Source organism: Bacillus sp. B28 (genome assembly GCF_029536185.1).
GTDB classification, from domain to species: Bacteria; Bacillota; Bacilli; order Bacillales; family Bacillaceae; genus Bacillus; species Bacillus halotolerans.
Genome location: NZ_CP120511.1, coordinates 496,887 through 508,913 on the forward strand (window position 1 = coordinate 496,887; position 12,027 = coordinate 508,913).

General features: G+C 44.9%; 13 protein-coding genes and 1 riboswitch. Of the genes, 11 read left to right on the forward strand and 2 right to left on the reverse strand.

The window, feature by feature from the left end; translation table 11 throughout:
• The first annotated feature begins 69 nt into the window (after window positions 1-69).
• From P3L57_RS02535 to P3L57_RS02545, 3 genes are all read left to right on the forward strand, one after another.
• A complete protein-coding gene (locus tag P3L57_RS02535; RefSeq protein WP_044161767.1) occupies window positions 70-411 on the forward strand; it encodes a cupin domain-containing protein in 342 nt (113 codons plus the stop codon).
• Complete coding sequence (locus tag P3L57_RS02540) at window positions 405-764, forward strand: YdbC family protein (RefSeq protein WP_069487524.1); 360 nt, start codon at window positions 405-407, stop codon at window positions 762-764. Before P3L57_RS02535 ends, P3L57_RS02540 begins: the two co-directional genes overlap by 7 nt.
• Before the next feature lie 138 nt (window positions 765-902).
• Window positions 903-1,289 carry a VOC family protein gene (locus tag P3L57_RS02545; RefSeq protein WP_059291921.1) on the forward strand — a complete coding sequence of 129 codons (387 nt, stop codon included), beginning with the start codon at window positions 903-905 and terminating at the stop codon, window positions 1,287-1,289.
• A gap of 39 nt (window positions 1,290-1,328) precedes the next feature.
• Here P3L57_RS02545 and P3L57_RS02550 read toward each other — a convergent pair whose 3' ends face one another.
• Together P3L57_RS02550 and P3L57_RS02555 are read right to left on the reverse strand one after the other, a co-directional pair.
• A complete protein-coding gene (locus tag P3L57_RS02550) occupies window positions 1,329-2,150 on the reverse strand; it encodes a manganese catalase (RefSeq protein WP_059334521.1) in 822 nt (273 codons plus the stop codon).
• Between the two features lie 85 nt (window positions 2,151-2,235).
• Window positions 2,236-3,288, reverse strand: a complete 1,053-nt coding sequence (locus P3L57_RS02555; protein WP_044161763.1) for a TRAP transporter substrate-binding protein — start codon at window positions 3,286-3,288, stop codon at window positions 2,236-2,238.
• Between the two features lie 71 nt (window positions 3,289-3,359).
• On the opposite strand from P3L57_RS02555, the gene dctS reads away from it, so the two are divergent.
• The 8 genes from dctS to P3L57_RS02595 all read left to right on the forward strand — a co-directional run bounded on the left by dctS (window position 3,360) and on the right by P3L57_RS02595 (window position 11,925).
• The gene (gene dctS / locus P3L57_RS02560; RefSeq protein ID WP_059334522.1) at window positions 3,360-4,967 is read left to right on the forward strand and encodes a two-component system sensor histidine kinase DctS; all 1,608 of its coding nucleotides are present in this window, start codon (window positions 3,360-3,362) and stop codon (window positions 4,965-4,967) included.
• Window positions 4,957-5,637, forward strand: a complete 681-nt coding sequence (locus P3L57_RS02565) for a two-component system response regulator DctR (RefSeq protein ID WP_059291917.1) — start codon at window positions 4,957-4,959, stop codon at window positions 5,635-5,637. The genes dctS and P3L57_RS02565 overlap by 11 nt, the downstream gene beginning before the upstream one ends.
• 119 nt (window positions 5,638-5,756) lie before the next feature.
• A complete protein-coding gene (dctP, locus tag P3L57_RS02570; RefSeq protein ID WP_059291916.1) occupies window positions 5,757-7,022 on the forward strand; it encodes a C4-dicarboxylate transporter DctP in 1,266 nt (421 codons plus the stop codon).
• Window positions 7,023-7,171: 149 nt separating this feature from the next.
• Complete coding sequence (locus tag P3L57_RS02575) at window positions 7,172-8,224, forward strand: AI-2E family transporter (protein ID WP_069487525.1); 1,053 nt, start codon at window positions 7,172-7,174, stop codon at window positions 8,222-8,224.
• A gap of 49 nt (window positions 8,225-8,273) precedes the next feature.
• Window positions 8,274-8,405: riboswitch (cyclic di-AMP (ydaO/yuaA leader) on the forward strand.
• A gap of 73 nt (window positions 8,406-8,478) precedes the next feature.
• Window positions 8,479-9,717 (forward strand): dicarboxylate/amino acid:cation symporter, encoded by a 1,239-nt coding sequence (locus tag P3L57_RS02580; RefSeq protein WP_059334525.1) that lies wholly within the window; start codon window positions 8,479-8,481, stop codon window positions 9,715-9,717.
• A 90-nt stretch (window positions 9,718-9,807) separates the two neighbouring features.
• Entirely contained in the window at window positions 9,808-10,734 is a 927-nt protein-coding gene (locus P3L57_RS02585) for an ABC transporter ATP-binding protein (protein ID WP_069487526.1), read from the forward strand.
• Window positions 10,727-11,494, forward strand: coding sequence for an ABC transporter permease (locus P3L57_RS02590; RefSeq protein ID WP_059334527.1), 768 nt, complete (start codon window positions 10,727-10,729; stop codon window positions 11,492-11,494). Before P3L57_RS02585 ends, P3L57_RS02590 begins: the two co-directional genes overlap by 8 nt.
• 95 nt (window positions 11,495-11,589) lie before the next feature.
• Entirely contained in the window at window positions 11,590-11,925 is a 336-nt protein-coding gene (locus P3L57_RS02595; protein WP_044161748.1) for a hypothetical protein, read from the forward strand.
• Window positions 11,926-12,027 lie beyond the last annotated feature (102 nt).

Here is a 12,027-nt window from a genome sequence, read left to right on the forward strand (position 1 = left end):
GAAATGGAAAAAAATATACCTTCCAATGACGCTGCTGCGGTAGAATAGGTGAAAAAGGAGTTTTCACTTATGCCTGAGATGCAAAACCTGCTCGCCATTGCAAATGAAGTCAAAGAAAAGCACGCTAATTTCTCCATTTCAGAGGTCAATGACCATTGTGTACGGCTCGCTGTGTTTACAGGAGAATACGACTGGCACCATCACCCTGACACAGATGAATTATTTATCGTTCTTGAGGGAGAGCTGCTTATTGATTTTGAGGATCAAGAAACCGCGGTGTTAAAAACGAATGACAGCCTGCTTGTCCCAAAAGGCACCATACACCGCACACGCTCTTACGTCAGGACCGTGAATCTCTGCGTCGAGCACATTCATGCGGAAACGGTCATAACAGAGGAATCAAAATGCTGATCAAAAAGATTGTATGTGGGGTGGACGCGGCAAACGCTGAAGCATTTTCGAAGGCGCAGTCACAGTGGGGAGCACTATCACATGTAAGTGGCTTCATCAAACAGGCCGGCGGATGGCGGAAAACAGCGGATGGGCTGTTCACCGCAGAAATCACCAGCGTTTGGGAGAACAGAGCTGCCTATGATCATTTTATGGAGAACGAACATGACGTTATCTATGAAGAAATCGGGCAAAAGGCTACGTTATCTTCAATAGAAGTGGCGCTTACTCAGGTTGATGCAGAGGGGGCCGCTTGCTTATTAGAGAACCGGGAAATTAAATACGAGCCTGGATGGACCGTGACAAAAGCGTAGTTATGGGAAGTCGTCCTAAAAAAGATGATAAGCTGATTTTATCGATCAAAATAACAATAAAGATATTCTCCTGTTATTTTGATTGAATTAGAATGAAGAAAATGGCATTCAAATGTGAAATCAGGGGGATTGATTCGGATGACTTTTCATTTTACTGAAATTGATCATATTCAGCTTGCGGCTCCTAAAGGCTGTGAAACTATTGCAAGACAATTTTACGGCGGTATATTAGGCTTTCGGGAAATTGAAAAACCTGATGATTTAAAAGCCCGGGGCGGGGTCTGGTTCACTTTTGGGAACAAACAATTGCATATCGGGATAGAAGAACCTTTTGTTCCCGCTAAAAAAGCACACCCTGCCTTTGAGGTTATGAATATAGAAGGTTTAAAAGAACATTTGAAATGCAATGGAATTGGAATAGTTGAGGACAATAAACTTCTGGGAGCGGACAGATTCTATATTTCAGATCCATTTGGCAATCGTCTGGAGATGCTTGAGCGGCAGAAAACGCACAAAAAAAGATAGATCACAGCTGGAGTGATCTATCTTTTTTATGATAGCCTCTTACTCACGCCCAGGAAGCGTATTATGAACAAAAGGAGGAGCTGGCTTCAATTCCGGCTTTTCTCCAAAAGCTTTTGCTTCGCTCACATATTCAAACGCTTCTCCGTCCGGGGCTTTCTCCTTCAGCCAGTTTTGCTCGGCGCTTTCTTCACCTTCAGAGAAATTGATAAGCTGATGAGAGAATTCCTGTTTCTCAAGTGCTTTCGGGAATGTACCCGGCACAACCGGACCTTCCTGTGCTTCTAATTCTTTAATGGCGGCCAGCCATTGGTTTTGGTGCATTGTGTCACGCGCCAGCAGGAAGCTGAGCATGTCCTTGACGCCTTTGTCATCCGTCATTTCAAACAGGCGTGCAACCTGTAGACGGCCTTGTGATTCCGCATTCAGATTGGCGCGGAAGTCTGCCAGCAGGTTTCCGCTCGCTACGATGTAGCCTCCGCTCCATGGTACGCCTGTACTGCTTTCGGGCATGGCGCCTAGTCCTGATACAATGGCATGGTGAGGATTCATGCCTCCCATGATGGAACCGATGACTGGATCATCAGCCGCTTTTTCCTGTTCATCCAGCGGGGCATCCTCAAGAAGTCTGGCGATCATGGTAGCGATCATTTCAACGTGCCCAATTTCTTCAGTTGCCGTATCCATCAGCAAATCCTTGTATTTTTCATTTCCTCTTGTATTCCAGCCTTGAAATAAGTACTGCATGGCAACAGAAATTTCTCCGAATTGCCCGCCTAAAATTTCTTGCATTTTTTTAGCGAATAATGGATCTGGACGATCTGGCTTAGCAGGATGCTGCAGCATTTTCGTATGTTTAAACATGTTCCCATCTCCTTTTTTCGTGTCTCTCTTTCTATATTTCCGATGGGAACAAAGATAAACGAAAAGCAGCGTATTGGGATGGGGGCTACGAATCCTTGCGCAGCTCCAGAAGCTCCTGAATCAGCTTCCGGCCGAAGATTGGCTCGTACTTCCGGTAAACAGGATCAAGGCGCTTCATCCATTCTTTTTTCTCTTTATCTGACAGCTCGTAGATTTTAATAGAAGAATGTTTTTTGATTTCTTCCAGCTGCTCCTTGTTCATTTCTTCGGCATACGTTTCATTCCACTCCGTTGTTTCCTTCATCGCTTCAGTCAAAATGCGTCTTGTTTCCGGGGTTTGCGCGTTCCAGAAATGCTCATCTGTCATCACAGCGTAGCCGAGGTAACCGTGGCTGCTTATTGTCAAATAGTCTTGAACATTATAAAATTTTTTAGAATAGATGTTTGAGATTGTATTTTCCTCGCCGTCTACTATATTGTTTTCTAACAGCTGAAAAGTAGAATTGAAAGATTCCTGGTGGGGTGCTGCTCCAAGCAGCTTGAACTGGTCCTCTATTACATTACTTTGCATAATGCGCAGGTCTTGTCCCTTTAAATCATCCGGGGTTTTGACCGGGCCTTGATTCGTGGTGATTTGCTTAAAGCCGTTTGTCCAGTACGCCAGGCCCTTTAATTGGTTTTTCTTTAAAGAATCAAACAGCTGTGTTCCAATTGTTCCGTGCAGCCCTTTTTTAACCGCATCATAGTCTGTAAATGCATACGGAAGATCAAGAACTCCCCATTCAGGAGAGAGCATACCGAGCTTCGATGTGGAGGGGGCGATAAATTGCACGTCGCCATTTTGTAATGCTTCGATTTCTTCAATGTCCGAATACAGGCTTCCATTCGGGAACACTTCAATTTTCATTTTCCCGCCTGATTTCTCGTTTACGAGCTCGGCGAATTTGTTGGCGGCCAGCCCTTTTGGCGTGTTTTCAGCAACAACGTGGCTGAATTTGAATACGATTTGATCCTGTAAGCCTTCCTGATCGTCATCATACACAATCTCTTCGCCGTTTGAACGGTCATGGAATCCGATAAATAAAGCGGTTGCAATTCCGGCGATCATCAGACCGAGACATGCAAGCAAACTCTTCATGAAAAGCCCCCTCCCTTATGTTAAGAATAATGGGGCAGATGTGATTCGTAAAGACCTGAAAGGAGAAGCTGATGAACAAAAAAAAGCTCTCAATCCGCTGGAAAATCACGATCCTTTCCTACATACTCGTCATTTTCTCCTTTTTGATCGGCGGCATTGTGCTCATAGGCAATATTCAGCATACAGAGGAAAGGGAGCTGAAAAAACGGCTGATGAATACGGCTCGGACGGTGTCGGAGATGACCGAGGTGAAAGAGGCGTTATCGCGAAAAGAACAAACAGAAGCCGTCCGGCATGCGGTTGAGGAGATCCGGATGATCAATGAAGCAGACTACATTGTCGTCATGGACATGGATCACATTCGCTATACTCATCCTGTCACCACAAACATCGGAAAAAAGTCAAAGGGTGCAGATGAAGAAGCGGCGTTTGCGGAGCACATTTATTTCTCAGAAGCAGCGGGCGAGATCGGGACGGCTGTCCGGGCCTTTTATCCGGTAAAGGATCAGGATTTGAACCAGGTCGGAGTAGTACTCGTTGGAAAAACACTGCCGGGGATGGCTGATATATTGTTTCATTTAAGAAGGGATATCGCCTTCATCGTCGTGCTGACACTCGGGTTCGGCCTGGCGGGTTCGTTCCTGCTGGCCCGCCATATCAAGAAGCAAATGTTTCAGCTCGAGCCTCATGAGATTGTCAGAATGTATGAAGAGCGAACCGCTACCTTTCACTCTATGAACGAAGGCGTGATCGCCATTGACAACCGGCATATCATCACAATATTTAATGAAAAAGCCAAACAGATTTTTGAGGTGCAGGGCGATCTGGTCGGAAAGGTGATTTGGGATGTACTCAAGGATTCGCGCCTGCCCGAAATCGTGGAACGGAACAAGGCGGTTTATAATGAAGAAATTCGTGTGAGCGGAAAGGTCATCATGAGCAGCAGGATTCCGATCGTCATGAAGAAAAAAGTCATCGGCGCCGTCGCGATTTTTCAGGACAGAACGGAAGCGGCCAAGATGGCAGAGGAATTGACGGGTGTCAAAAACTTTGTCGAAGCGCTCCGCGTCCAAAATCATGAGCATATGAATAAGCTCCATACCATCGCAGGCCTGATCCAGCTCGGGAAATCTGAAAAAGCGCTGCAGCTGGCGTTTCAGACTTCAACCGAGCAGGAAAACGTCACTGAGTTTCTGCATCGCTCCATTCAAAATGACGCCGCGGCGGGGCTTTTGTTAAGTAAAATCAGAAGGGGAAAAGAGCTCGGCATTGCTGTGCATATTGATGAAAACAGCAGCCTGCAGCAATTTCCCGAGCATGTCGACCAGCATGATATCGTTGTGCTTCTCGGCAACCTGATTGAAAATGCCTTCGGCTCGTTTGAAACCGTTCAGTCTGATGACAAACGAATTGACATCAGCATTGAACAAACGGAGGATATCCTTGCGATATTAATAGAAGACAACGGATGCGGGATTCAACACACACATATGCCGTACCTTTACGAAAAAGGATTTACAGTGAATAAAACAGGCGGCACAGGCTATGGCCTCTATTTAGTCAAGCAAATAACAGACAAAGGATCGGGTGCGATAGAGGTTGATTCACACCCGGGACAGGGAACGTCTTTTTCAATCGTTTTTCCGATGAAGGGGGAGGAAGCGCAGCATGGCTCGTAAAGAAATCAAGGTTCTGCTCATTGAAGACGATCCGATGGTTCAGGAAGTCAATAAGGATTTCATAACAACCGTTAATGGCTTTACCGTCTGCGCGCAAGCGGGGAACGGGGACGAAGGCATCAAGCTGATCAAAGAAAATCAGCCCGAACTCGTGATTCTGGATGTGTACATGCCGAAAAAAGACGGGATCAAAACCTTGCAGGAGATCAGAAAGCAAAAGCTTGAGGTTGATGCCATCGTCGTATCCGCTGCAAAAGACAAGGAAACAATTGCTCTTATGCTGCAAAATGGGGCAGTTGACTATATTTTAAAACCGTTTAAGCTCGAACGCATGAGACAGGCGCTTGAAAAATATAAGCGGTATAAACAAAAAATAGAGGAAAACGACACGCTTTCCCAGGATCAGCTTGATGCCATCCTCAATATCCCGCAGCAGGCCGTACAGGATCTGCCGAAGGGATTGAATCATTTTACGATGAATGAGCTCATTGCTTTTTTGAAGCAGCAGACGTCGCCTCTTTCTGCTGAAGAGGTTGCCAAGGCTCTCGGCATTGCCAGAGTGACAGCGAGACGCTATCTTGATTATCTCGAAAAGAACGGAACGATTCAGCTTGATGTTCAGTACGGAGGAGTCGGACGCCCCGTCAACCGCTACATATTTAAAGTGTAAACCCGAGACCAAAAAGACCAAAATGTCCGTTATGAACATAAACTTCCCCACCCCTAATGAAAACGCTATCATTCTAGTAAGAAAGACACAAAGGCGACTAGGACAGGGGGAGGAAGAATATGAGACTGTTTAAAAATTTAACAGTTCAAGTCATAACCGCGGTCATCATCGGGGTCATTGTCGGATTGGTTTGGCCGGATGTCGGCAAAGAAATGAAACCGCTTGGCGATACCTTTATCAACGCTGTGAAAATGGTGATCGCTCCAATCATTTTCTTCACAATCGTTCTCGGGATTGCAAAAATGGGCGATATGAAGAAGGTTGGAAAAGTAGGGGGAAAAGCATTTATTTATTTCGAGGTTGTTACGACCCTTGCACTCATTATCGGTTTATTTGTCGTCAATATTATGAAGCCGGGTGCGGGCCTCGATTACAGCAAGCTTGAAAAGGGAGATGTCTCACAATACACCCAAAATGGCGGTCAGGGGATCGACTGGGTTGAATTTGTCACACACATCGTACCGTCCAATATGGTTGATGCCTTCGCAAAAGGGGACATTTTGCAGGTCTTATTCTTTTCCATTCTTTTCGGAGTCGGTCTAGCGGCATTAGGTGAAAAAGGGAAAAGCGTCATTGATTTCTTTGATAAAGTTTCACATGTCTTTTTCAAAATTATCGGCTACGTTATGCGTGCCGCTCCAATCGGCGCATTCGGAGCGATGGCGTATACGATCGGGCACTTCGGACTCGATTCCATCAAACCGCTTGCCAGCTTAATGCTGTCCGTGTATATCACAATGTTCCTGTTCGTGTTTGTTGTTCTAAATATCATCTGCAAGCTATACGGATTCAGCCTGTGGAATTATCTGCGCTTCATCAAAGATGAGCTTCTCATCGTGCTCGGCACAAGCTCTTCAGAATCGGTTCTTCCGAGAATGATGGATAAAATGGAACGCTACGGCTGTTCAAAATCAGTCGTCGGGCTTGTTATTCCGACCGGCTATTCGTTTAACCTTGACGGAACATCCATTTATTTATCAATGGCGACTGTCTTTCTGGCTCAAGTGTTTGGAGTGGATCTCAGCATCGGCCAGCAAATTACGATTATCCTCGTTCTGATGCTGACTTCGAAGGGGGCAGCCGGTGTGACAGGAAGCGGATTTATCGTTCTTGCGTCAACGCTGTCAGCACTTCAGGTCATTCCGCTTGAGGGTCTTGCGCTTCTGCTTGGTGTCGACCGTTTCATGAGTGAAGGAAGAGCGATTGTGAACCTGATCGGAAACGGAATCGCCACAATCATCGTTGCAAAAAGCGAAAAAGAATTCGATGAAGCAAAAAGCGTGGAGGCTGTGGAAGGCATGAAAAAAATGAAAACAGCAGTCTGAAAAAAAGAACGGCCCATTCATGGGGCCGTTTTTTTAATTGTTTAAGAATAATTAAGGTGAGGACAGAGACCTCAGCATTTTTTTGTTATATAATTTACAAATGGATACTATATTGAATGAAGGACGTTTGTCCTAACAGGAGTGTATAAATGGCCGCTTTAGTAAAATTTTTTCAGCACCCGGGAGTAAGGCGTTTTTCCATCTTTGTCGTGTTAACTGGTGTGTTATATCTATTTAAGAGCATGATCAACTTAATATTGCTGACCTTCATTTTTACATTTCTTATGGATCGTTTGGAGCTTGTCGTCCGGCAGTTTTTAAGCCGGTTCTTCCACGTGAGCCAGCGGGTTGTCATTACGTTTCTCTACATTTTGCTGGCCGTGCTGCTTACAGTCGGAGGGTTTGTGTTTTATCCGGTCGTTGCCGCACAGATTCAGCAGCTGATCAAGCAGATTAAACATATTGCGTATCATCCAAGCAGCATTCCTTTCTTTGATGAGATCACAAGTGTTTTCGGAGATATTAATATCAGTTCGTATGTCAAAGAGGGTTTCAATGTACTTTATACGTATCTGGCCGATATCAGCACATTCGGCTTGCAGATCGTGATGGCGCTCATTCTCAGCATGTTCTTCTTATTCGAGAAAAAACGGCTGTCTGAATTTATGGAGCAGTTTAAAACGAGCAAGCTTGCTGTTTTTTATAATGAGATTGCTTTTTTCGGAGGTAAATTCGCGAGAACGTTCGGCAAGGTGCTCGAGGCACAATTTATCATCGCGCTCGTGAACTGCATACTGACTTTTATTGCACTCTGGATTATGCACTTCCCTCAGCTGTTGGGGCTGTCCATCATGGTTTTCTTTCTCGGATTGATCCCGGTAGCTGGCGTTGTCATCTCCCTGATCCCGCTTAGCATTATTGCATACAGCACAGGCGGCGGAATGTATGTGCTCTACATTGTGCTTGTCATTTTCGCCATTCATGCGATTGAGACATATTTCCTCAATCCGAAGCTGATGTCAGCGAAAACAGAGCTGCCGATCTTTTTCACATTTACAGTCCTGATTTTTTCTGAGCACTTTCTCGGCATTTGGGGCTTAATTATCGGGATTCCGATCTTTGTATTTCTCCTTGATATTCTTGATGTGACCAACAAGGAGAAAGGGCCTAAAAGACCCCGAGAGAAAAGTAACAAAAAATAGTTTACAAAATTGGATATTTTCTGTATAAATAAAACTACAACATACAATAGTAAGCCACACGCTTAATCCTTTTTAAAAGGAGTGGGGGACCCGATCGTTTGGGGTTTATTTTTCATCTGAAAAACGGACATCTCTTCGTCCGAACCCGGCAGCTAACCTCATCAGCGTGAAGAGAGAATCCTGTGGTTTTATGATACAGCCAAAGCCCGCGGGAGTCTCTCGCGGGCTTTTTTTCAAAAAAAGGAGGAATGCGGATGAAACTGGCAACAAAGATCATCATTGCATTGGTTCTGGGTGCCGTCACAGGGATTATTCTTAACGTAACATCGCCTGAATTATTTGAAAATTTGAATAAGTTTGTATTCGGTCCTCTTGGCACCATCTTTTTAAACCTCATTAAAATGCTTGTCGTGCCGATTGTTTTTTTCTCTCTTACATTAGGAGTTGCCGGGCTTGGCGATCCTAAAAAGCTTGGCAGAATCGGTGTGAAAGCCATTTCTTATTTTCTCATCACGACAGCGGTGGCGATTACGATCGGGCTTATACTGGCGCTTGTCATTAAGCCGGGTGAGTTCGGCACTTATGATGTCTCATCCGCTAAATTTGAGGCAGAAGAAGCGCCGAGTATTGCTGACACACTTCTGAACATGATTCCGGCCAATCCCGTTCAAGCGATGACCGAAGGAAACATGCTCCAGATTATCGTGTTTTCCATTTTTGTCGGACTCGGGATTACGATGCTAGGCAAAAAAGCGGATATGCTTTTGAAAGTCGTGGAGCAGGGCAATGAACTGATGATGTATCTGGTCAACCTAGTCATGAAGTTTGCGCCATACGGCACGTTTGGTCTCATTGCGACAGCTATCGGCAGCCAGGGATTCAGTGCAATAAAAGCGATGGGGCTGTACATGATTGTTGTTACGCTGTCTCTTGTCATACATGCAATCGTCACATACGGTTCAACAGTGGCTCTTTTAGCAAAAAGAAATCCGATTACGTTCTTTAAAGATTTCTCAGAAGTTATGGTCGTTGCGTTCAGTACCTCAAGCAGCAATGCAACGCTTCCGGTATCAATGGATGTAGCCCAGAAAAAACTAAAAGTGCCTGAGCCGATCAGCAGCTTCGTTCAGCCGCTCGGGGCGACGATTAACATGGACGGGACAGCCATTATGCAAGGGGTGGCCACCATCTTCATTGCACAGGTATTCGGACATGATCTTACATTTACGCAATTGCTGATGGTAATATTGACGGCTGTATTAGCAAGTGTGGGAACTGCGGGTGTTCCGGGAGTCGGTTTGATTATGCTCGCCATGGTGCTTCAATCAGTCGGCCTGCCTGTTGAGGGGATCGGATTGATCCTCGGAATAGACCGCTTGCTTGATATGCTTCGCACAGTGGTCAACACAACAGGAGACGCGGCCTGTGCCGTCATCATTACAGAAACAGAAAAGAACAAACAGCCGGAGCAAGCACCGACTCTATCGGTTTAACCAAACATTTGGAAGCAACAAATGCTATAATACAAACAGTGCCTATTTTTAGGCACTGTTTATTTTTGTCGGAAAAAGGAGGAAGGCTTTATGGCTGAGCCGATTTTACATATTGAAGGCCTTGATAAAAAAATAGGGTCTAAACAGATTTTAAAACAGATCAGCATGGACGTCAGGCAGGGAGAGATTATCGGTCTTCTCGGTCCGAACGGTTCCGGAAAAACGACACTCATCCGCATCATCGTCGGACTGTTAAAACAAAACAGCGGAAGCGTGGCCATCAACGGATTTAAGCATGACACTGAGTTCGAACAAGCGATGGAAGCTGTCGGCGCGATCGTGGAAAACCCTGAGTTTTACCCGTATCTGTCAGGCTGGGAGAACCTCAAACACTTTGCAAATATGCACAAAAAAATAGATGATGAAAGACTGGACGAAGTGGTGGAACGAGTCGGGCTGACGTCAGCGATTGATGATAAGGTGAAAACCTACTCACTCGGCATGCGCCAGCGTCTCGGCATTGCTCAGGCGATTCTTCACCGGCCGAAGCTTCTCATTTTAGATGAGCCGACAAACGGTCTTGATCCTGCCGGTATGAAGGATTTTCGCGACCATATTAAGGAGCTCGCCGAAGAGGAAGGAACAGCGGTTTTATTCGCCACTCATTTATTGCGTGAAGTTGAAGACCTGTGTGACCGTGTGATCATCATACAAAAAGGCGAGATCAAAGCAGAAGTGAGCCTGAATGGAGCCGGTCAGAAAACGGAGAAAGCCGTTATTGAAGTGCAGCCGGCGCAAAAAGCGCTCGATTGGCTGACGGGCAATGGATACACAGCTGAACGTAAAGACGGCTCCATCGTGGTGGATATAGCGAAAGAAAATATACCAGAGCTGAACCGCTCACTAGTCGGACAAGGATTGAACGTATTTTCAATTATGCCTTATACGCAGTCACTGGAAGACGAATTTATAAAAGCGACAACCGCTCATCAAGAGGAGGGAGAAGAGCTTGTCTAAATTAATATGGAATGAACATATGAAACTCTTTAATCGAAAAGTCACATTTATTTCGCTTATATTGATGGCCGTTTTTCAATTTTTCATGGCGCTGATCATTAAACGGATCGTCATCAGTGCCGGAACTGACGAAAACTTCATCGGCTACTTTTCCTATACACCGACCCTGAATATCTTGCTGCAGGCGTTAACCATTGTCATTGCAGCGACGATTATTTCTAATGAATTTGATAAAAAGACAATCAAATTTCTGCTTATTCGCCCGGTCAAGCGGCAAAAGGTCTTTTGGTCAAAACTAATGACAGTTGTAATGGTCAGCTTCTATCTTTATCTGGCATACTACATTCTGGCTTTATTATTCGGTCTTGTCTTTTTTGGCACGTCCGTGACATCTGAATCAAAAACATTGTTCATCAACACATTGGAGCTAATTGGCACAAACTGGCTAGAAGCGGTGCTGATGGGATTATTCGGTTTGCTTTGTTCATCACTGTTCCGCAACAGTGCCATTTCAGTTGTTGTTTCTTTTGTCGTTTTATATGGAGCAAGTTCACTTGTGCAAATCATGAAGCTGTTTGAAAACAAATGGGGAAGCTTTTTGCTTTTTGCAAACACGGACTTCACTCAGTACAAAAGCGGACAAACGGCTCTGTTTTCAGGCATGACGCCATTGTTCTCTGTAGGGATTATTGTGATTCATGCTGTTTTCTTCATTGCCGTTGCCTGGTGGAGTTTCTGCAAACGGGATGTTCGAATCTAAAGGCAAGGAATGACATTTTTGTGAAAAAGCTCACGTAAATCAATATCATTCGATGTTTTGGTTTATACTAAAGGTACTGACGGAGGTGTCTCGAATTGAGGAACTTTATTACCGCTTTACCGATTGTATTGCTGCTTGGATTCTCATTTGTGTCATTCATGTTTCAGTTTGAACATCTTGTATATTTCAGGCTCGCGCTGGGATTGTTTTCTCTCGTGGGGCTGTACATGATATATAAAATGAAGACGGGTATCCGTTATTTTATCATTTATCTGTATGCAAGCTGGATTGTGCTTGCGGCAGTTACTGCCTTTGAAGAGCCGATTTTCTCAAGCTTTTTCTTCGGCGGATTGGTCATGACAATGGGTTACCTGACTTATATGCTCATTTATCTCGGTATGAAACAAGACCGGGATACAAATCCGGTTTAAACACGCTGTTCCCTCGGGAACGGCGTGTTTTTCTATCGTGGACAAATTGTTAACAGTTGCGGAATCATGGCTGGAAATCTATAATACATATTAAATTTATCG

Excerpts from the sequence above, each read along its gene's own strand:
- P3L57_RS02565 (WP_059291917.1), top strand. The coding sequence starts at position 4,957 with ATGGCTCGTAAAGAAATCAAGGTTCTGCTCATTGAAGACGATCCGATG.
- P3L57_RS02575 (WP_069487525.1), top strand. The coding sequence starts at position 7,172 with ATGGCCGCTTTAGTAAAATTTTTTCAGCACCCGGGAGTAAGGCGTTTT.
- P3L57_RS02585 (WP_069487526.1), top strand. The coding sequence starts at position 9,808 with ATGGCTGAGCCGATTTTACATATTGAAGGCCTTGATAAAAAAATAGGG.
- P3L57_RS02540 (WP_069487524.1), top strand. The coding sequence starts at position 405 with ATGCTGATCAAAAAGATTGTATGTGGGGTGGACGCGGCAAACGCTGAA.
- P3L57_RS02580 (WP_059334525.1), top strand. The coding sequence starts at position 8,479 with ATGAAACTGGCAACAAAGATCATCATTGCATTGGTTCTGGGTGCCGTC.
- P3L57_RS02555 (WP_044161763.1), bottom strand. The coding sequence starts at position 3,288 with ATGAAGAGTTTGCTTGCATGTCTCGGTCTGATGATCGCCGGAATTGCA.
- P3L57_RS02535 (WP_044161767.1), top strand. The coding sequence starts at position 70 with ATGCCTGAGATGCAAAACCTGCTCGCCATTGCAAATGAAGTCAAAGAA.
- dctP (WP_059291916.1), top strand. The coding sequence starts at position 5,757 with ATGAGACTGTTTAAAAATTTAACAGTTCAAGTCATAACCGCGGTCATC.
- P3L57_RS02545 (WP_059291921.1), top strand. The coding sequence starts at position 903 with ATGACTTTTCATTTTACTGAAATTGATCATATTCAGCTTGCGGCTCCT.
- P3L57_RS02550 (WP_059334521.1), bottom strand. The coding sequence starts at position 2,150 with ATGTTTAAACATACGAAAATGCTGCAGCATCCTGCTAAGCCAGATCGT.
- dctS (WP_059334522.1), top strand. The coding sequence starts at position 3,360 with ATGAACAAAAAAAAGCTCTCAATCCGCTGGAAAATCACGATCCTTTCC.